This is a genomic window from Gymnodinialimonas ulvae (assembly GCF_037543845.1).
GTDB lineage: Bacteria > Pseudomonadota > Alphaproteobacteria > Rhodobacterales > Rhodobacteraceae > Gymnodinialimonas > Gymnodinialimonas ulvae.
The window spans coordinates 1,940,344-1,960,915 of sequence record NZ_JBBIFX010000001.1 but is presented as its reverse complement, the minus strand read 5'-3'; the positions used below and the strand labels follow the sequence as shown (position 1 = coordinate 1,960,915).

Here is a 20,572-nt window from a genome sequence, read left to right as displayed (position 1 = left end):
GTCTAAAGTGTCTCTCCGCGTCGGACCAGCGCCTCTACCTCGGCAATGTCATCCGCACTCAAACCATAATCCCGCGCTGCCGCCTCGGCGCTGATGTAGCCGCGCGCGAGGTCACGCTTCACCTGCTCAGGTGCGCGTTCGGACGGATCGCCATAGCCCGCGCCCCCGGGGAACGCCATTTCAACGCGTCGTCCGTGGGCCACGAATTGCTTGCCTTTGAGCCGCATCGGCGTGCCGTCGTCCTGCGCGATGCGCGTCTGCGCGCCCGCCGCGCCACCGCGCCGCCCGCGCGCGGGGTGGTCGCCCCGGTCGAACATCGCCTGAATATCGAACTCATGGCCCTCGCGCGCGCCGACGTCCATGTATTGCCCCAGCCCGCCGCGCATCTTACCCGCGCCGCCGCTGTCGGGCCGCAACTCCTTGCGCCAGATGATCACTGGCCCGGCATGTTCCGTGGCCTCGATCGGCATGGTCATCACACCCGATGGAAACGCCGTCGCGTTCATACCGTCATGGCCGGGTCGCGCGCCCGAGCCGCCCGAATTGAACGTCAGAACCTCGGCCCGGCGCGCATCCGGCGGGGCCGGCGCGTCCGTCCGGGGCCGCAAGCTGACCTGAAAATTGCACAGGCATCCCGCCCCCTCGGCAGGCACAAGTCCCGGCACGATCTTGTCGAACGCATCAAACACCGCGTCGGGCACGAAATGGCCCACAATATGGCGCAGCGCGACCGGCGCGGGGTGCAGCGCGTTCACGATTGTGCCCTCAGGCGCGGTCACCTCGAACGGCGCCAGCGAGGCCGCGTTGTTGGGGATCTCGGGCGCAATCGCGACCTTCAAAGCATAGCACGCATAGGCCTTGGTATAGACCAGCGGGCAATTGATCCCCTTCTTGTCTACGCCGCTCGTGCCGGCGAAATCGGTCACGATCCGGTCCTGCTCGACGCGGACGTTTACCTTCAGCGTGATCGGCGTGTCGAACCCGTCCATCGTCATCGACCCTTCGGCCGATGTGCGGGGCAGGGCGTTGATCGCGTCCAACGTCGCGCGCCGCGAATTGTCGAGAATGAACGCCGCGATCCCGTCAAGATCGCGCAGCCCGAACTCCTCCATCATATCCACCAACCGCCGGTGCCCGATCTCGTTGCAGGTCGCCAACGCATAGATGTCGCCGATCAACTGATCCGGCTCGCGCACATTGCCGCGAATAATCCGGGTCAACGTCTCGTCAACCTTGCCCCGATCCGCGAATTTCAGGATCGGGATATACAACCCTTCTTCATAAACGCTCTGCGCATCGGCTCCGAACCCGCGCCCGCCGATGTCCACGATATGCGCGGTGCAGGCGAAGAAACCGACCAGCTCATTGTTGTAGAAGGAGGGCGTGACCATGGTGATGTCATGCAGGTGGCCGGTGCCCTCCCACGGGTCGTTGGTGATGTAGACGTCGCCGTCATACATAGTCTCGCGCCCGATGCGCCGGATGAAATGCGCCACCGCATCGGCCATCGCGTTGACATGGCCCGGCGTGCCCGTGACGGCCTGCGCCAACATCTGCCCCTCGCGGTCGTAGACCCCCGCCGACAAATCCCCCGCTTCGCGGACCGAGGTGGAAAACGCCGTGCGCACCAAGGCTTGCGCCTGTTCCTCGACCACCGAAATCAGGCGGTTCCACATGATCTGATAGGCGACATTGGATTGGCTCATGGGGCTGCTCCGTCGGTTGCTGGCCTCAATCGCACGTCGATGCAGCCATCGCCAAGACACATCGCTTCGCGGCTGGTGGGCACGATAATCGTGGTCTCATCTTCTACAATAACGGCGGGGCCTTGCGCGATCTGGCCGCGCTGCAACGCGGGCCTGCTGATCGTGGCGGCCTGCGTGAATGCCGCCTCCGCGGGGTCGAACAGGGGCCGCGCGCCGTCCGCCGCCGCCGCGCCGGTTGCCGCGACATTCGCCAACGCATCCGGGGGCGTGGGCGGTGTCGTGGCGTTGACCGCCCAGACCGTGATCTCGATGTCCATCCCCGCCACAATGCGCGCGAACAGCTTGGTGTATTCCTCCTCGAACCGTCGCTGGAACGTGCCCGCGTCCGGTGCCATGGCCTGCGCCTCGGTCAGCGGGATCGGAATTTCCCAGCCCTGACCAGAATAGCGCATGTAGACCTTGAACTCCGACAGGATCGGCGCCTGCGCATCGCAACTGCGCACAAAACCCGTGGCCTCCGCCTGCAATTCGGCCAGCAACGCCTTGATCCGATCCGCGTCAAATGCCTTCAGCCGCATGTAGACCGAGCGGTTGGCCTCAAAACTGAACGGCGCGCGCAGAAAGCCGATGGCGCTGCCCACGCCCGCGCCCGGCGGCACAAGGCACCGCGCGATCCCAAGCTTTTCGCACAGCCGCCCGGCATGCAGCGGCGCGGCGCCGCCAAAGGCAATCATCGTGTAATCGCTCAGGTCTTCGCCATTTTCCACCGCATGCACCCGCGCGGCGTTGGCCATGTTTTCATCCACCACTTCCGCCACGCCGAACGCAGCCTCGGATGCCTCCATCTCAAGCGTTTCGCCGATCTGTGCGCGCAGCGCGTCCTCCGAGGCGGCGGGCGACAAGCTGATCGTCCCGCCCGCGAAATTCTCGGGGTCGAGCTTGCCCAGGACCAAATCCGCATCCGTCACTGCAGGCCGCGCGCCGCCGCGCCCGTAGCATGCCGGTCCCGGTTCCGATCCGGCGCTTTCCGGGCCCACCCGTATCTGGCGCATCGCGTCCACATGGGCCAGCGATCCCCCGCCCGCGCCGATCTCCACCATATCAATCACCGGGATCGAAATGGGCATGCCCGAACCTTTCTTGAACCGGTACGTCCGCGCGACCTCGAACACGCGCGAGGTCTTGGGCGTCTGATCCTTGATCAGGCAAATCTTCGCGGTCGTGCCCCCCATGTCAAAGCTCAGCACCTTTGAAAGCCCATGACGCCCGGCGATGTGCGCGGCAAACACCGCCCCGCCCGCAGGCCCGGATTCCACCAACCGCACCGGGAACTCCGCCGCATCCCCGATGGAAATAATCCCACCCCCCGAATGCATCAGGAACACCGGGCAATCGACGCCCTCACCGCGCAAACGGTCCTCCAACCGGCCCAGATAGGACGCCATCAACGGCTTGATATAGGCGTTTGCAACCACCGTGTTGAACCGCTCGTATTCGCGCATCTGCGGCGACACATCCGACGAAATCGAGATCGACACATCCGGCAAACGGGCGCGCAGCACCTCGCGCACCAATCGTTCATGGGCCGGGTTCAGGTACGAATGTATCAACCCCACGGCGACGCTTTCAAACCCGCCCTCGGCGATGCGTTCGACCACGGCCTCCACCTCGGCGCGGGGCAGGTCCACCAACACCGCCCCCGTCGCATCGACGCGGCCCGGCACCGTGAACCGCCGTTCGCGCGGCAGCAGCGGCTCGGGCAGCGTCAGGTTCAGGTCATATTGCTCGAACCGCGATTCCGTGCGCATTTCAATAACATCGCGGAAGCCTTCGGTCGTGATCAACGCGGTCTTCGCGCCGCGCCGCTCGATCAACGCATTCGTGGCCAGCGTCGTGCCGTGAATGATCTGCCCGATGTCGCCCGGCGTGACCCCGCCCTTTGCGCAAACCTGGCCCATCCCGTCAAGGATCGCGTCCTCCGGTGCGGCGTAGGTCGTCAGCACCTTGGTCGAAAATTGCCCGCCCTGCGTTTCAAGCACGACATCTGTAAACGTGCCGCCGATATCGACGCCAAGGCGGTTGGATGACGATGCCATTTTGGCCCCCGACCAGAACTCCGTTAACCGCAGTTAGAGCCGGGCGCGCGGTGTTGGACAACCCCCTGTCTCGCCAGTGGCGGGGGGGTACGGCTCAGGCCCCCGCGATCTGCTTGGCCTTTTCCACCAGAACCTCCGCCTGCCGGATCGAGGCGTAGTCGATCAACCGTCCGTCGAGGCTGACCGCACCTTTGCCGGCCGCCTCCGCCTCCGCCATGGCTTCCAGGATGCGATGCGCCTTGGTGATGTCGGCCTCCGACGGGCTCATCACCTCGTTGGCCAATGCGATCTGGCTCGGGTGGATCGCCCATTTGCCCTCACATCCCAGAACAGCCGCACGATTGGCCGCCGCGCGGTAGCCGTCGGCGTCGCTGAAATCGCCGAACGGCCCGTCGATGGGGCGCAATCCGTTCGCCCGCGCCGCCACAACCATCCGTGCCAACGCGTAGTGCCACATGTCGCCCCAATGCACTGCGCGCCCGTCGCCCATGTCGTCGGTCAGCACGGCGTAGTCGGGGTTCACGCCGCCGATATTCGTGGTCCGCGCGCGGGTGTAGGCGGCGTAATCCGCCACGCCGAAATGCAGGCTCTCATTGCGTTTCGAGGCCCCCGCGATCTCGGTGATATTTTGCATGCCGAGGGCGGTTTCGATGATGTGTTCGAACCCGATGCGATCCTTGAGGCCCACCGCATCCTCGATCTGCGTCACCATCATGTCGACGGCATAGACATCCGCCGCCGTGCCGACCTTCGGGATCATGATCAGATCCAGCCGCTCGCCGGCCTGTTCCACGACATCCACAACGTCGCGATACATGTAATGGGTGTCGAGACCGTTGATTCGAACCGACATCGTCTTGGTGTTCCAATCGACCTCGTTGAGCGCCCGGATGATGTTCTTGCGCGCCTGCGCTTTCTCATCCGGCGCCACCGCATCCTCGAGGTCGAGGAAGATCACATCGACGTCGGATTGTGCCGCTTTTTCAAACATTTGCGGCTGCGATCCGGGCACTGCCAATTCGGAGCGGTTGAGCCGTGCAGGGGCCTGTTCAATGGGGTGGAAGGACATGGTTGCCGCCTTTCGTGAAGTAACAAAGTTGCGGCAAAAGGCGTCTTGGCGACCGTTTGTGTCAAGACATATCTGGGTCTACGATCGCATACCACGCGTCTATTGAGGCGTGTCGCGTTGCAGCGCCAGGCGCGACGAATAATAGAATGCAATCGCCTGCGCGCGGTTCTTCACGGACAGCTTGTCGTAGAGGTTGGACAGGTGGAATTTCACCGTGTTCGTGGACACGCCAAGCTTTGCCGAAAGCTCCCGGTTGGTCAGCCCCTCCGACAGCGCCTCCAGCATCGCCCGTTCCTTGCGCGACAGGCTCTGGATCGGGTCGGCCTGCAATTCGCGGATGTCCACGAACGGAAACACCATCTTGCCCGCCGCAACATCAACGCAGATGTCGAGCAGCGTTTCCGCCGAAGACGAGCGCGGCGCATATCCAGCGGCCCCGGCGGCCATCGCCAGGCGCGGCAGGTCGCCGGTGTCTTCGGCATAAACCACGACACGCGGGGCATGGGCCTGATCCCGCAAAACTTCTATAAGTTTGGCACCACCCAGTGCAGGCAGGGACCAGTCGATCACTCCGACCTGCACCGGGACGCGCATCGCCGTGCCCAAAAAGCCCTCCGCCGTCGCCGCTGTCGCCACCAGCGAGAATCGCGCGTCCCGGTCGATCAGCTCCGACAGGGCCGATAGAACCAGTGGATTGCCATCGGCCAGCATGATGTCGATCGGTGCATTAACCATCTGTTATCACTTCCGCATTCGCAATTTACTACCCGTATGGGTGGGGTAAAATTTGGTATGCCATCGTATATTTACCAATATGGGTAGTAAATTCCCCGCGCTTATTTCTACCCAAAAGCAGGTATTGTGTCCGTTGTCCAGTTTTCCCTGGCCCGTATCGTCTGCGCAACGACCCAGAGACCCACACCGGCCAAGCGCCGCACCGCACGGAGAGACCATGACCGACGCGACCCTGTTCCCACAATTGGAAATCCCGGAAACCATCGCCGCCGGCCCCGGCCCTGGCAACACCGATGGCCGTGTCCTCGCGCGCTTCGCCGGCGCAGGCCTGGCCGATCACATGCATGGCGACGTCCTGCGCGGCATGGTCGAATGCAAGCACATGTTGCGCGCCGTGATGGGCACCGACAACGTGCACACCTACGGCGTGGCAGGCACCGGCTGGTCCGGTCTCGACGTGATGTTCAGCGCGGTGCAGCCCGGGGACCGCGTCGTGATGTTCGTCAACGGCACCTTCTCCGGCATCGACGGCCTGACCGTGCGCATGCGCGCCGCCACGTCCGAGGAACTCGCCGCCAACCCGATGGACCCGCAGGCCGCCTCCGTCACCATCATCGACGTGCCCCATGGTCAAAGCGTCACTGGCGAGATCGTCGAAGCCGCCCTTGCCGCGCACAAGCCGAAGTGGGCCGCGATGGCGCATTGGGAAACCGGCTCGGGCCGCGTGAACGACATCCGCGGCTTCTCTGACGCCTGTGAAAAGCATGGCACGATGGGCCTTGTCGATGCCGTCTCCTCCCTCGGGGTCGAGGATTTCCGCATCGACGATTTCCCAGGCGTCCACGGATGGGCCTCCTGCCCCCAAAAGGGCATCTGCTGCCTGCCGCTCACCTACGCGCCGGTCAGCTTCACCGACCATTACATTGCCGAATTGCTGAAAACCGGCACCCGCACCTTTGCGCATCATCCGATCCTGGAGGCCCGTCATTGGGGCATCATTGACGGCAAGGATGTGGAAAAAGGCACCTACCATCGCACCCATTCCGCCTATGCGGTCTCCGCGTTCCACGAAGCGCTGCGCATCCTTCTGCAGGACGGCGTCGCGCGCCGGGCCAAGGGCTATGCCTTCCATGAAGCCGCGCTGAAATCTGCCGTGACCGCCATGGGATGCGAGGTCACCTCCAACATGACGTCGCTGATCGTGCTCAACCTGCCGCGCGACATGGCGGGCCGCGAGATGGAGCTGGTGCAGCATTGCCGCGCGCAGAACTTCGGCATCTGGCCCACGCTGAGCGCACCGGTGCAGGTTCGCATCGGTATTCTCAATCTTCTGCAAGAACATGTCATCCGCGACATCGTCGCCCGCTTCGGCCAGGCAATCCGCGATCTGGGCGGTCAATTCGACGAACAGGCCGTGCAACACGCCCTCGACACCCATTACGGCCAAGCCATCGCAGCGGAGTAATCCGATATGGATATTCACGAATATCAGGCCAAGGAAATCCTTGCCAATTTCGGGGTGAATGTGCCGGACGGCGCGCTTGCCTACAGCCCCGAACAGGCCGCCTACCGCGCCCGCGAACTGGGCGGTGAAAAGTGGGTGGTCAAAAGTCAGATCCACGCCGGTGGCCGCGGTAAGGCCGGAGGCGTAAAACTCTGCGCCAGCGATGTCGAAATCCACGACGCCGCAGATGGGATGTTCGGGCAGAAGCTGGTCACTCATCAGACCGGCCCCGAAGGCAAAGGCGTCTATCGCGTCTATGTCGAGGCTGCAGTGCCCATCGCGCGCGAGATCTATCTGGGCTTCGTGCTCGACCGCACCAGCCAGCGCGTGATGATCGTCGCCTCGGCGGAAGGCGGCATGGAGATCGAGGATATTTCCGCCGACAAACCCGACAGCATCGTGCGTGCCACCGTCGAGCCCGCCGTGGGCCTGCGCGAATTTCAATGTCGTCAGATGGCCTTCAAGCTTGGCATCGACGCGGGCCTGGTGCAGCAATTCACCCGCACCCTGCAGGGCTGCTTCCGCGCCTTCACCGAGCTGGACGCCACCATGGTCGAGATCAACCCGCTCGTCGTGACCTCCGATCACCGTGTCCTCGCGCTGGATGCGAAAATGACCTTTGATGACAACGCCCTGTTCCGGCACCCCCATGTCGCCGAACTGCGCGACAAGAGCCAGGAAGACCCCCGCGAAAGCCGCGCCGCCGACCGGGGCCTCAACTACGTCGGCCTCGACGGCAATATCGGCTGCATCGTCAATGGCGCAGGCCTTGCGATGGCCACGATGGACACGATCAAGCTGGCGGGCGGCGATCCGGCGAACTTCCTTGATATCGGCGGCGGGGCCACGCCCGAACGGGTCGCCAAGGCCTTCCGCCTGGTGTTGTCGGACAAGAATGTGCAGGCGATCCTGGTCAACATCTTCGCGGGCATCAATCGGTGCGACTGGGTTGCCGAGGGTGTGGTGCAGGCGATGCAGGAGGTCGGCGTCGAGGTGCCCGTGATCGTGCGTCTTGCCGGCACGAATGTCGAAGAGGGGCAGAAAATCCTTGCCCGCTCCGGCCTGCCGATCATCCGCGCCGCCACTCTCAACGAGGCCGCTGAACGCGCAGTGGGCGCTTGGAAAAACGATCTCTCCCAAGGGGTAGTCGTCCGCGACCCGGGCGCAAACGCAAAGACCCGCGACCCGGGCGCAAACGCAAAGATCCTGAGGGCCGCATCATGAGCATTCTTCTCGACGAAAATACCCCCGTCATCGTGCAGGGCATAACCGGCAAGATGGCTCGCTTCCACGCCGCCGAAATGATCGCCTATGGCACCAAGGTCGTCGGTGGCGTCGTGCCAGGCAAGGGCGGTGAGACCTGCGAAGGCGTGCCCGTGTTCGACACCGTCGAAGAGGCCGTCGCCGCCACCCGCGCCGAGGCCAGCCTTGTCTTCGTGCCCCCGCCGTTCGCAGCCGACAGCATCATGGAGGCTGCCGATGCGGGCATTCGCTATTGCGTCTGCATCACCGATGGCATCCCCGCGCAGGACATGATCCGCGTCAAACGCTACATGTACCGTTACCCCAAAGAGCGGCGGATGGTCCTGACCGGGCCGAATTGCGCCGGTACGATCAGCCCCGGCAAAGCCATGCTCGGCATCATGCCCGGCCATATCTACCTGCCCGGAAACGTCGGCATCGTGGGCCGCTCCGGCACGCTCGGCTACGAGGCGGCCGCACAGCTCAAGGACCTTGGCCTTGGCGTCTCGACCTCCGTCGGCATCGGCGGCGACCCGATAAACGGGTCCTCCTTCCGCGACATTCTCGAACGGTTCGAGGCCGATCCAGATACCCATATCGTCGCCATGATCGGCGAGATCGGCGGCCCGCAGGAGGCCGAGGCCGCGGATTACATCCAGACCCACATGACCAAGCCGGTCGTCGCCTATGTCGCCGGTCTCACCGCCCCCAAGGGCCGCACCATGGGCCATGCGGGCGCGATCATTTCCGCGTTTGGCGAAAGCGCGTCGGAGAAGGTCGAAATCCTGTCCGCCGCCGGTGTGACGGTCGCCGAAAGTCCCTCGACCATTGGCGCAACGATTGCCTCCGTCCTGACGCCCGCGGCCGCCTGACATGGGCCCGGTGGACCTGACCATCGACCTGATCCTGCGCCTCGCGCGCCGCCGCGTCTGCGCGCTGCCGGGCGGCAAGATCCCCGGCCTGACCGCGCCGGAACTCGCGGGGCGGACCCTCGGGCTGATCGGCTTTGGACAGGTGGGGCAGGCGGTGGCGCGCCGGGCCCGTTTCGATCTTGGGATGTCCATCGTCGTCTTCACCCGCAGCACCGTCGCGCCCGCGCTGCTCGACCGCCTTTCCGCGCGGCAGGTGGACCGCATCGAAGACCTGCTCGCCATGGCCGATGTCGTCAGCCTGCATTGCCCCAGTGGCCCGGGAAACCGGCACCTAATCGACGCGCCGCGGATGGATCTTATGAAAGAAGAGGCGGTTTTGGTGAACACCGCCTGCGCGCAGCTTGTGGATCAGACCGCGCTGGCGCAATCGTTGATGTTCGACATGATCGGTGGTGCCGCGATGGACCGGTTCGACGGCGCACGCCTCGACCCTGTGCTGGCCCATTGCGACGGCCTGCTGCGCGCGGGTGCCGCGCCGACCGCGCCGACCCTCACGCTTGTCGCCTGACAACGGGACGCAAAGCACACAGTCGGCAACCAAGGGTCAACCGCTCAATCGTCGCCCTTCGCCGCCGCCGCCGCGCCGCCTTTGCCAAGCGCCACCGTCCCGAATGGCCCACCATGTACCATCTGCGCCAGATCGGTCGGATCGCCCGCACCCTCCTGTGCGATAATCTCTTCGGCGAATTGCTCGGCATTGTCGCGGGGCCGATACCCCAGGAACGACGCCTTGGAATTGTCCACCGGCGCGCGATCATTGGCCGAGACGCCGTAGATCACCGCAAATCCGGTCGTCGGCGTGTCAATCGAACGCTCCACCAGATGCACCAGATCGCCGTCGCTCAACCACGTGCCCAACGCGCGCGCGTTCTTCACCGGGGCGCAGGACAGAATGCGCAGATGCACCGACTCGATCCCGCGCTTTTCCCAATACATCCGGCCCAGATCTTCGGTGAAACACTTCGCCAGACCGTAGAACGTGTCAGGCCGATGCTCCGCGTCAATTCCGATATAAGAAGCCCGTGGATGCATCCCCACCGCATGGATCGACGACGCATAGACGATCCGCCGCGCGCCCGCCTTCTGCGCGCTTTCCCACACATTGTACGAGCCGATGAAATTCGGCCCCAAGAGCTCTTCAAACGGCCCTTCATCCACGATCGCGCCGAAATGCACGACCATCTCGACCCCGTCCATCAGGCCCGCAATTGCCGCGTAATCCGCCAGATCCGCCTTCACATAGGTCTCGTTCGCGGCCAAATCCCCGACGCTGTCCACGATGTCGGAACTGATGAACTCCTTGCACATCGCCGCCAAAGCCGGCCGCAGGATCGAGCCGCAGCGACCCGCCGCCCCCGTCAAAACGATTTTTTCAAGCATCACTCAACGCCTTTCAGATAACGGCAGTCTCAAGGATCGGATCGTTGCGCACGATCCGCTCATACGAAAACGGGCTCATGTCGAGCGTTCGATAGGCCCCGTGGATCAACCATTCCGCCGTCGCCCGCCCCATCGCGGGGCTTTGCTGCAGCCCATGCCCCGAAAACCCATTCAAGAACACAAAGTTCGACACCTCCGGATGCGGCCCGAGGATCGCGTTGTGATCGAGCGTGTTCAACGCATAATGCCCGGCCCATTCGGCCTGCACCTTCACCGCCTCGAACGCGGGGATGCGCGTCGCAAGAACCGGCCAAACGTGGTTTTCCCACATCCCGTGGTCCATGGTGAAATCGTCAAAATCCACCGCCGGATCTATGTCGGAATGCCCCCCGGCCTGATAGGTGCCACCGCCGTTTTCGCGGCAATGCACGCCCGATGGGTCAATCGTCAAAGGCAGATCACGGTCAAGCGGGCGTTCCGCCTTGAACACCCAGGAATACCGCTTGCGCGGCTCCACCGGTACGTCAATTCCCGCCATCTGCGCGGTGCGGGCCGCGCGCGGGCCCGATGCGTTCACCACGGTGCCGCAGGTCACGACAGGCCCGCTGGCCAGCGTCACACTTTCCACGCCGCGCGCCGACCGGGTCATCTCGACGACCTCGCCTGCGATGTATTCCACCCCGCGCTCGCGGGCCTGACGTTTCCACCATTCAAAGACGGTCGCGCCGTCCCAATAGCCTTCGTTCACGGTGTTGATCGACCCCAGAACGATATCGTCCACGTTATAGAACGGATACCGCGCCGTGATCTCATCGGGGCTCAGCAATTCCGTGGCGGCACCGGCGGCATGCTGCACCTCGATATTCTGGCGCAGGACATTTGCGAAGTCTTCGGTATCCGCCAGATACATGTACCCAAACGACCGCACCGACAGCTCTGGAATGCGGTCGTCGTCGCCCATGCGCGTGCGAATGTTGTTCACGAAATCGGCGGCAAACTGGCTGATGCGCACGTTTAATTCGGTCGAGAATTGCTGCCGCATGCAGGAATTCGTATGCGCGGTCGAGCACGCCTCGTACGACGGGTCGCGTTCCACCACCAAAACGCTGCCGTCGAACCCCAATTCGGTCAACCACCACGCCGTGGAGGATCCCATGATTGCGCCGCCCACGATCACGACATCATAGCTGTCGCGTGCAGGCACGGTATCGAATGTCGCCTTGACCATAACTCTCCCCGCTTCGGTCTTGGGCCCCCTGTCGTGCAAGCTGTCTCAGGTCGCCCGCATTGGCAAGCTCTGTGGCCCAAAAGCGCCCGGCCTTTAACCTGAGCCATCAGCGAAAGGCCGGGCGCGCGCGACACTCTTATGCCGCCACGCGCCCGGCCAAAAGCCATGATCCAGGTTTTGGTCAAACGCTTCAGGACAGGCCGTTTTCGTCCTTTACCGCCTCCATCGACACATGGGTCGAGGTCGCCGCGACATGGGGCAGGCGGCTGATCACCTCCCCCAACACGCGGCGATAGTCACCGATATCGGTCGAGCGCACCTTCAACAGGTAGTCGAACGCGCCCGCGATCATGTGGCATTGCTCGATCTCGGGCACCGCGCGGGCCGCGTCGTTGAATGCCCTGAGCGCAGGCTCGCGCGTGTCCTCCAGCTTCACCTCGACAAAGGCCACATGCGCCAGACCCAGCCGCGCGGGGTCCAGAACCGCGCGAAATCCCTGAATATACCCCTCTTCCTGCAACCGCTTCATCCGCGTCTGGCACGGCGTTTTCGACAGGCCGACGCGGCCCGCAAGCTCCGTCACCGGGATCCGCCCCTCGGCGGCAAGTACCGAGAGAATCCGAAGATCGGCGGCGTCCAATCGGCTGTTATCGTGTGGCAAAAGGCGCATAGATATCACTTCTCTGGTCAAATTTGGGCGATTCATTCGAAAAGATACTCCCAAACGGGCAATCCGTCTTCTCGAATTCTGCTAAGCTGACGTAACAGTCCGTCACGGATCTACTCCATGCCCAACCTGAACAATCATCGTCGCGCCGTTGCCGCCGCCTATCTTGAACCGCAGGGCGCAGCCCTTGCGCGCCTTAGCACGGCCCATCCCATCGACGCACCCGTCCGCCGTGCTGCCTCCGACCGAGCCGCGCGCATGGTGGCCGATATCCGGGCCGAGGATCGCGGCGGCTTGATGGAGGTCTTTCTCGCCGAATACGGCCTGTCGTCCGCCGAGGGCCTCGCCCTCATGCGTCTGGCCGAAGCGCTTCTGCGCGTGCCCGACGACGCCACCGTCGATGCCCTGATCGAGGACAAGATCGTCCCCGCCGAATGGTCCGCCCATCGCGGGCAATCCCGCTCCGGCCTCGTCAACGCCTCCACCCTCGCGCTGATGCTCACGGGCCGCGTGCTGTCGGACGAAGACGGGCACGGCATCGCCGGCACGCTCAAAGGCGCCGTGAAACGTCTGGGCGAACCCGTCATCCGCGCCGCCACCCGCCGCGCGATGAAGGAAATGGGCAACCAGTTCGTGCTTGGCGAAACCATTGCCCAGGCCGTCCAGCGTGGGCAGGACATGGCCGCGCAGGGCTACACCTACAGCTATGACATGTTGGGCGAGGCGGCCCTGACCGCGTCCGAGGCGCAGGCCTTTCGCGCCGCCTATGCCGATGCCATCGCCCATCTCGCCACGCAGTCAAAAAGCTACGATATCCGCGAAAACCCCGGCATCTCCGTTAAACTCTCCGCGCTGCACCCCCGCTACGAGACGGCCAAGAAATCCCGCGTCATGGCCGAACTTGTCCCCATCACCCTCGCCCTCGCGCAGGCCGCAAAAAACGCGCGTATGGGCTTCAATATCGACGCCGAAGAGGCCGACCGCCTTGACCTGTCGCTCGACGTGATCGAGGCGGTCCTCTCCGACCCCTCGCTCGCCGGGTGGGATGGGTTCGGCGTCGTGGTGCAGGCCTACGGCAAACGCGCCGCGCCGGTGATCGACTGGCTCTACGCGCTCGCCGAAAAAAACGACCGCAAGCTCATGGTCCGCCTCGTCAAAGGCGCCTATTGGGACACCGAAATCAAACGCGCGCAGGTCGCGGGCCTGCCCGATTTCCCCGTCTTCACCGACAAGGCGGCCACCGACGTCAGCTACCTGTGCTGCGCGCGGCAACTTCTCGACAAAACCGACCGGCTCTATCCGCAGTTCGCCACCCACAACGCCCACACCGTCGCCGCCGTTCTTGAGATGGCCGACGATCCGCAAGCCTTTGAATTCCAACGCCTGCACGGCATGGGCGAGGCGCTCCATGATCAAGTGCACCGCAAAAATCACACCCGCTGCCGCATCTACGCCCCCGTTGGCGCGCACCGCGATCTGCTCGCCTATCTGGTGCGCCGCCTGCTGGAAAACGGCGCGAATTCGTCGTTTGTGCACCGGATCATGGACGAAGACGTACCGCCCGAGGCCGTCGCCGCAGATCCGTTCGAAACCCTCGATCACACCGCCGCCAACCTTCCGAAACCGGGCGAACTCTACGCGCCCGAACGCGCCAATTCGCAAGGCTTCGACCTGACCGACCCCGCCGCGCTGGCCCGGATCGAAGCCGCCCGCGCCGCCTTTGCCGACACGCGCTGGACGGCGGGCAGTGGGTCCGGCCCAACGCTCGATATCCTGAACCCCGCCGATCCCACCGACGTCGTCGGGCAGGTTCGCCTCTCCACCCGCGAAGATGTCGCCCTCGCCCTCGATGCCGCCGCGCCCTGGACCGCCCCCGACCGCGCCGCGAAGCTCAACCGCGCGGCTGATCTGTTTGAAGCCAACGCGCCGGAACTCTTTGCCATCCTCGCCCGCGAGGCCGGAAAAACCCTTCTCGATGCGGAGGCCGAGCTGCGCGAAGCCGTTGATTTCCTGCGCTATTACGCCGCCCGTATCCCCGATCTCTCCCATCCGCCCCTGGGCTGTGTCACCTGCATCAGCCCGTGGAATTTCCCGCTCGCCATCTTCACCGGACAGATCGCCGCCGCACTGGCCGCAGGCAATGCCGTGCTTGCGAAACCGGCGGAATCCACCCCGCTGATCGCCGCGCGCGCCGTTGCCCTTCTGCACGACGCGGGCGTGCCGCAGACCGCGCTGCAACTCGTTCCCGGCGAAGGTGCGGATGTGGGCGCGGCGCTCACCTCTGCCCCGCAAATCGACGGCGTTGCCTTCACCGGCTCCACCGACACCGCGCAGAAAATCAACCGCGCCATGGCCGAACATCTCGCACCCTGCGCCCCGCTCATCGCGGAAACCGGCGGCCTCAACGCAATGATCGTCGACAGCACCGCCTTGCCCGAACAGGCCGTCAAAGACGTCGTGCAATCCGCCTTCCAATCCGCCGGGCAACGCTGCTCGGCGCTCCGCTGCCTCTACCTGCAGGAAGACATCGCCACCCCCTTCCTGACCGCGCTTTATGGCGCCATGGACGAGCTTTCCCTTGGCCAACCCTGGGACAGCGCCACCGACATCGGCCCCGTCATCGACGCCCCCGCCAAGGCCCGGATCGAGGCCCATATCGCGCAGGCTCGCACCGAGGATCGCCTGCTCAAGCAATGCGACACACCGGGGCAGGGGACCTTCGTGGCCCCCACCGCGATCCGCGTCGCCGCCATCACAGATCTTGTAGAAGAAATCTTCGGCCCCGTCCTGCACATCGCCACGTTCAAGGCCCGCGATCTCGACCGTGTCATCGACGAGATCAACGCCACCGGCTATGGCCTGACCTTCGGCATACACTCGCGCATCGACGACCGCATCGCCGATGTCACGGGCCGCGTCACGGCGGGCAACCTTTACGTCAACCGCAATCAAATCGGGGCCATCGTCGGCAGCCAACCCTTTGGCGGACATGGCCTTTCGGGCACCGGCCCCAAGGCGGGCGGTCCGCATTACGTGGCCCGGTTCACCGCCGCTCCGCAGGGCATTGGCATGCCCGGGTCCGGCGCCGCTCCAACCGAGGCCGCGCGCGATTTGCGCGTCGCGACCCCTGCTGAGCGCAGTCTGTCCGACACACTTCTGCCCGGTCCCACCGGCGAGACCAACCGCCTCACCACGCATCCCCGGGGCCGCATCTTGTGCCTTGGTCCGGGGATGGAGGCCGCCCGTGCGCAGGCCAGCGCCGCCACCAGAACCGGCAACGCGCCGGTCCTCGCCCCCGATCTGCCCGCCACGGAACTTGCATCCCTGCCGCCGTTCGATGCGGTGATCTACTGGGGCGAGGACGCCCGCGCCTACCGGCTGGCGCTGGCCGCGCACCCCGGCCCGATCCTCCCGCTTGTGACCGAGGCCGATCCGACGCCGCGCCTGATCCTCGAACGGCACATCTGCATCGACACCACCGCCGCGGGCGGCAACGCGGCACTTCTGGCCTCCGTCGCCTGACCCGCAAGCCGGGCTGCTCCGGCCTAGACACCCGCCCCGACGCTGCTAGGGTCCGCGGCAACCAAATCAACGGAGGGCGTGATGGCGAAACTGGCATTCCTGGGCCTGGGGGTTATGGGCTACCCGATGGCGGCGCATTTGCTGAGCGCGGGCCACAGCGTCACGGTCTACAACCGCACCACCGAAAAGGCCGCGAAATGGGCCGCTGAAATCGGTGGAAGCCACGCCGCCACCCCACGCGAAGCCGTGGCAGGTGCGGATTTCGTCATGGCCTGTGTCGGCAATGACGATGATCTGCGCTCGGTTGTCCTGGGCGAGGACGGCGCGTTGGCGGGCATGAAGGACGGCGCGATTTTCGTCGATCACACCACGGTTTCCGCGATCGTCACCAAGGAGCTCGCCGCCGAGGCCGCCACAAAAAGCGTGGGCTGGGTCGATGCCCCCGTGTCCGGCGGGCAGGCGGGGGCCGAAAACGGCCAGCTTGCCATCATGTGCGGCGGGGACGAGGCGCATTTCGCCGCCGCCCAACCCGTCATCGCCGCCTATTCCAAGGCCAGTGTGCATTTCGGCCCCGTGGGATCGGGGCAATTGGTCAAGATGATCAATCAGGTCTGCATCGCAGGCGCGATCCAATCCGTCTCCGAAGGGCTCTACATGGCGATGAAGGCGGGCCTCGACGCCAAGCAGGTCGCGGACCTGATCTCGCAGGGCGCGGGCGGCTCCTGGCAGCTTGCCAACCGCGCGGGCACCATGGTGGACAACGAATTCAACCACGGCTTTGCCGTCGACTGGATGCGCAAGGACCTTGGCATCGCGCTGGCGCAGGGCAAGGAAATGGGCCTTTCGCTGCCGGTCACCGCGATGGTCGATCAATTCTACGCTGAGGTGCAGCAATTGGGCGGCGGGCGGTGGGACACGTCCTCCCTGATCCAGCGGTTCCGCAAGATGAATGACGAGATCTGAGGCCGTGACCGAATTCACCATCGCCAGTTTCAACGTCAAGAACCTGATCGGAGCGGACCGCGAATATTACCGCTTCCAAACCTACACGCCCGAGGAATACGCGTGGAAAAAGGATTGGCTCGCCGATCAACTCCTGACCATGGATGCCGACATCATCGGGTTTCAGGAAATCTTCGAAGAAGACGCATTGCAAGACGTCATCGCCGAGACCTCGCGCCGCGCGCGTGACCTCAACGCGGCCACCATCCCCGACCCGTCCAAACGCTATCACCGCAAGGCGATTTTCCGCAAACTCGCGGTCGATCCCTACGATGACGCAGCACTTGCCTTTGCCCCCAACGCTGCCGACACCGGCGAACCGGGCCAACGGCGCCCCGGCGTTGCGATCCTGTCGCGCCTGGGCTTCGCCGAGCCGCCCGAGATCATCCAGGATCTGCCCGGCCCGCTCGACATCCCCTTCGCCCCCCTGCGCGGGTTCGAGCATGACGACGCCGGCTTCTTCCGCATCCGCCGCCTGTCGCGCCCCATCCTCAAGGCGCGCGTGCCCGTAGGCGACACCGTCGTCACAATCTTCAACTGCCACCTGAAATCCAAGCTTGGCGAACACATCACGCCCCCCGGCGCCGATTTCGCGCCCGAGCAGGACCTGACCGATTACGACCCCGTTGGCCGCGCCCTCGGGTCGCTGCGCGCGGGCCTGCGTCGCATGGCCGAGGCCTGGGTCCTGCGCCGCGCCATTGTCGATGAACTGGCCCAAGGCCACCCCGTCATGGTGCTCGGTGATTTCAACGACAGCGAACATGCCGTCTCGTCCGAGATCATCACCGGCGAGACGCCGTTCAAGAATTACCAATGGATGCTGCGCCACGACGCGCGAAGCCCCCGCGACCGCTATTCCGAGGCCGAACACATCCAGATCACCGAAGCCATCACCGCCCATCGCCTGCATTCCGCCGAAAGCCTCTTCGCGCGCAAATCGCGCCGCGACATGGTCTTCACCTCCGCTTTCGGCGGCGTCTACGAGAGCATTGATCAGATCTTCATGTCCCGTCACTTCCATCCCGACAATGCCAACCGGCTGGCCGAGATGGAATACTTCTCCGTCCTCAACGATCATCTCACCGACGGCTCCCACCCCGAAGCGCCCTACAACAAACTCGCCTCCGACCACGGGCAGATCATCGCCCATATGCGGCTCAACGCTTAGCGTGTGACCTCAAACCGGCATACCCCATCGCCAAGCGCGCCGCATTGTATCTCCCGGCAGCGCGCGGTTCGGCTGACCAGCACGCGGTAAAGCCGCTCGAACACGGCCGCATGCCAATCGCACAAACACACCTCCGACCGCTCGCCCCGGATCAACGGATTGTCCACAATCTCGAAATGCCACGGGTCCACCACGGCAAACGCCCCCGATCCGGCAAAGGTCCAGGCGTGGCGCGCAATCGCCTTTGACAAGGCGCGCGCCGCCAGCGCCGGGAGCAACCCCTTCAACACCGCCTGCGCGGGCTTCGGGATACGATGGGCCATGATGTAATTCGCCGTCGCCACCCCGGCGGCCGCCGACAGGCGCGGGGCCAGCTCCGGCTCGTCCAGCCGAAGCTGCCGATGCAGCCGCGCGGCGTCGCCTTCGGGGATCATCGACTGCCCGTCCGGCAGCTCGAAAATCCCCGCAGCGGCCAACATCTGCTCCCGCCGCTCCGGCCCGCCAAGACGGTCCAGCAACGGCAGCAGTTGGAGGATCGCGTTCGGCCCGATCAGGCCGCGGGCCTGCGCATCCTCAGGCGTCCTCCATCTGCTGATCGCCCCCGCCGCAAGCCTTCACTTGCGCGCCGTTCGGCATTACGAAATCCCGTTTCCGCTCCACCGTTTGCGCCTTCACCGCCTCGCGCCGCTCTTTTGCGCGCGCGGCCTTATCTGCACTCGCTTCCCAATCCTCCAACTGCGCCTCGGCCAATTGCCGCGTCTCGTCAAAGTGGAAATCCAGCCGGTTCTTCGATTGCGGCCCCGTGTAGCCCACCTTGCCAAGGTCGTAGAACGTCCGGCCAACACCCGCCTTCAAGAACGCATAAAGGCACCCAAGCAGGTAGCGCCGCCGGAACCCCGTGCCGCGCCACGGATAATGGAACAGTGCCTTCTTCATGTAGAACCGGCGGTAATTGTTCATCACCCCGTCCAGTAATTCGCCCCGTTCCATCGCCGCCGGTTTCATGATCGGCGTCACGAAATTGTAGCGGCTGAAATCGAACACCTCGACCTGATCCTTCAACTCCTGAAACAGCGGCGTGAAGGGCCAGGGCGTGTACATCGACCAATTCGCCAGATCCGGCTGCCAATCCCACGCCATCTTGTACGTCTCTTCCAGCGTCTCGGGCGTCTCGTTGTCGAGGCCCACGATGAATTGCGCCTCCACCAGAATATCGGCCTCGCGCAGCAGGCGAATGGCCTCCTTGTTTTCCTCGACCTTGGTTTCCTTGTTGAAAACATCGAGCTTCATTTGCGCCGCCGCTTCCGTCCCAAGGCTGACATGCACCAACCCCGCCTTGCGGTAGAACTTCAACAAATCGCGGTCGCGGTAGATGTCCGTCACCCGCGTGTTGATCCCCCATTTCACCCGGTCCGGCAGGCCCCGGTCGATCAATTCCTGACAAAAGGCCACGAATTTCTTCTTGTTGATGGAGGGCTCCTCGTCGGCCAGAATGAAGAAACCCACCCCATGATTGTCCACCAGATCCTCGATCTCATCGACGACATCCTTGGGGTCGCGCACGCGGTAATCGCGCCAGAATTTCCATTGGCTACAGAACGAACACGTAAACGGGCACCCGCGCGCAAGGTTCGGGATCGCCACGCGCGTGCCAAGCGGGATGTAGATGTATTTCTCCCATTCCAGCACTGTCCAATCCGGTTTGATCTTGCTGAGGTCCTTCACCGTGGAGGCCGCCTGCGTCGCCACGATCTGATCGCCATCGGTGAAGGCCAGCCCCTTGATCTTGTGCCGGTCGGCGGGCCAGCGCCCGTCCTCGATGGTAAGCATCAGCTCGGAACAAATCTCTTCGCCCTCGCCGCGCACGATCACGTCGATCCACGGCGCTTCCGACAGCACTTGTTTGTACATGAACGTCGCGTGCACCCCGCCCATGACACGCACCGCATCCGGCACCACGTCGCGCGCGATCTTGAGCACGTCTTCGGCGCGGTAGATCGACGGCGTGATGGCCGTGACACCCACGACATCGGGCCGAAGCGTTTCCATTCGCTGCGCAAGCTCCGAATCGCTCAGGTTATCGGTCATCGCGTCGATGAATTCGATATCGTCGAACCCGCTCTGCCGCAGGTGCCCGGTCAGGTACGCGACCCAAGCGGGCGGCCACGTGCCCGCGATTTCGGCCCCGCCGGAGCGGTAATTCGGGTGGACGAACAAAATGCGCATGAAAACCTCCGTGTGTCAGATAATTCTGACACAATGGGTGTAAACGTCTTTGACTTGGATCAAGGCGGCGCCACGTCTCAAGCCGCGTTTGCCGG

At 64.2% G+C, this 20,572-nt stretch carries 16 protein-coding genes; 7 read left to right on the top strand and 9 right to left on the bottom strand.

What is annotated here, in order from left to right; all coding sequences use genetic code 11:
• Window positions 1-2 precede the first annotated feature (2 nt).
• The 4 genes from V8J83_RS09480 to V8J83_RS09465 all read right to left on the bottom strand — a co-directional run bounded on the left by V8J83_RS09480 (window position 3) and on the right by V8J83_RS09465 (window position 5,606).
• The gene (locus tag V8J83_RS09480) at window positions 3-1,706 is read right to left on the bottom strand and encodes a hydantoinase B/oxoprolinase family protein (protein WP_339985779.1); all 1,704 of its coding nucleotides are present in this window, start codon (window positions 1,704-1,706) and stop codon (window positions 3-5) included.
• Window positions 1,703-3,802, bottom strand: coding sequence for a hydantoinase/oxoprolinase family protein (locus tag V8J83_RS09475; RefSeq protein ID WP_339985776.1), 2,100 nt, complete (start codon window positions 3,800-3,802; stop codon window positions 1,703-1,705). The genes V8J83_RS09480 and V8J83_RS09475 overlap by 4 nt, the downstream gene beginning before the upstream one ends.
• Window positions 3,803-3,896: 94 nt before the next feature.
• Window positions 3,897-4,871 carry an HpcH/HpaI aldolase/citrate lyase family protein gene (locus V8J83_RS09470; RefSeq protein WP_339985774.1) on the bottom strand — a complete coding sequence of 325 codons (975 nt, stop codon included), beginning with the start codon at window positions 4,869-4,871 and terminating at the stop codon, window positions 3,897-3,899.
• A gap of 99 nt (window positions 4,872-4,970) precedes the next feature.
• A complete protein-coding gene (locus tag V8J83_RS09465; RefSeq protein WP_339985772.1) occupies window positions 4,971-5,606 on the bottom strand; it encodes a response regulator transcription factor in 636 nt (211 codons plus the stop codon).
• 217 nt (window positions 5,607-5,823) lie between these two features.
• On the opposite strand from V8J83_RS09465, the gene V8J83_RS09460 reads away from it, so the two are divergent.
• From V8J83_RS09460 to V8J83_RS09445, 4 genes are read left to right on the top strand one after another with little or no spacing between them, the layout of a single operon-like run.
• On the top strand, window positions 5,824-7,071 hold the full coding sequence (locus V8J83_RS09460) for a pyridoxal-phosphate-dependent aminotransferase family protein (protein WP_339985770.1): 1,248 nt from the start codon (window positions 5,824-5,826) through the stop codon (window positions 7,069-7,071).
• Window positions 7,072-7,077: 6 nt separating this feature from the next.
• Window positions 7,078-8,334, top strand: a complete 1,257-nt coding sequence (locus V8J83_RS09455; protein ID WP_339985768.1) for a malate--CoA ligase subunit beta — start codon at window positions 7,078-7,080, stop codon at window positions 8,332-8,334.
• Window positions 8,331-9,224 carry a succinate--CoA ligase subunit alpha gene (sucD, locus tag V8J83_RS09450; RefSeq protein ID WP_339985766.1) on the top strand — a complete coding sequence of 298 codons (894 nt, stop codon included), beginning with the start codon at window positions 8,331-8,333 and terminating at the stop codon, window positions 9,222-9,224. The genes V8J83_RS09455 and sucD overlap by 4 nt, the downstream gene beginning before the upstream one ends.
• Window position 9,225: 1 nt before the next feature.
• Window positions 9,226-9,792, top strand: a complete 567-nt coding sequence (locus tag V8J83_RS09445; protein WP_339985764.1) for a 2-hydroxyacid dehydrogenase — start codon at window positions 9,226-9,228, stop codon at window positions 9,790-9,792.
• A 44-nt stretch (window positions 9,793-9,836) separates the two neighbouring features.
• Here the strand turns inward: V8J83_RS09445 and V8J83_RS09440 are convergent, their stop codons facing one another.
• The 3 genes from V8J83_RS09440 to V8J83_RS09430 form a co-directional block, all read right to left on the bottom strand.
• The gene (locus V8J83_RS09440; RefSeq protein WP_339985762.1) at window positions 9,837-10,664 is read right to left on the bottom strand and encodes an NAD-dependent epimerase/dehydratase family protein; all 828 of its coding nucleotides are present in this window, start codon (window positions 10,662-10,664) and stop codon (window positions 9,837-9,839) included.
• Between the two features lie 13 nt (window positions 10,665-10,677).
• Window positions 10,678-11,892, bottom strand: a complete 1,215-nt coding sequence (locus V8J83_RS09435) for an NAD(P)/FAD-dependent oxidoreductase (protein WP_339985760.1) — start codon at window positions 11,890-11,892, stop codon at window positions 10,678-10,680.
• A 190-nt stretch (window positions 11,893-12,082) separates the two neighbouring features.
• Window positions 12,083-12,553, bottom strand: coding sequence for an Lrp/AsnC family transcriptional regulator (locus V8J83_RS09430; RefSeq protein WP_339985756.1), 471 nt, complete (start codon window positions 12,551-12,553; stop codon window positions 12,083-12,085).
• 126 nt (window positions 12,554-12,679) lie between these two features.
• Here V8J83_RS09430 and putA point away from each other — a divergent pair, with 126 nt between their 5' ends.
• The 3 genes from putA to V8J83_RS09415 all read left to right on the top strand — a co-directional run bounded on the left by putA (window position 12,680) and on the right by V8J83_RS09415 (window position 18,251).
• Window positions 12,680-16,081 carry a bifunctional proline dehydrogenase/L-glutamate gamma-semialdehyde dehydrogenase PutA gene (gene putA / locus V8J83_RS09425; RefSeq protein ID WP_339985754.1) on the top strand — a complete coding sequence of 1,134 codons (3,402 nt, stop codon included), beginning with the start codon at window positions 12,680-12,682 and terminating at the stop codon, window positions 16,079-16,081.
• Window positions 16,082-16,162: 81 nt separating this feature from the next.
• Window positions 16,163-17,044: an NAD(P)-dependent oxidoreductase gene (locus V8J83_RS09420; protein WP_339985751.1), complete on the top strand. Its 882-nt coding sequence runs from the start codon at window positions 16,163-16,165 to the stop codon at window positions 17,042-17,044.
• Between the two features lie 4 nt (window positions 17,045-17,048).
• The gene (locus V8J83_RS09415) at window positions 17,049-18,251 is read left to right on the top strand and encodes an endonuclease/exonuclease/phosphatase family protein (RefSeq protein ID WP_339986066.1); all 1,203 of its coding nucleotides are present in this window, start codon (window positions 17,049-17,051) and stop codon (window positions 18,249-18,251) included.
• On the opposite strand, the gene bchJ is transcribed toward V8J83_RS09415, so the two are convergent.
• Both bchJ and bchE read right to left on the bottom strand, forming a co-directional pair.
• Entirely contained in the window at window positions 18,248-18,802 is a 555-nt protein-coding gene (gene bchJ, locus V8J83_RS09410; protein ID WP_439649779.1) for a bacteriochlorophyll 4-vinyl reductase, read from the bottom strand. The genes V8J83_RS09415 and bchJ overlap by 4 nt on opposite strands.
• A 22-nt stretch (window positions 18,803-18,824) precedes the next feature.
• Window positions 18,825-20,477 (bottom strand): magnesium-protoporphyrin IX monomethyl ester anaerobic oxidative cyclase, encoded by a 1,653-nt coding sequence (gene bchE, locus V8J83_RS09405; protein WP_339985749.1) that lies wholly within the window; start codon window positions 20,475-20,477, stop codon window positions 18,825-18,827.
• Window positions 20,478-20,572: the final 95 nt, after the last annotated feature.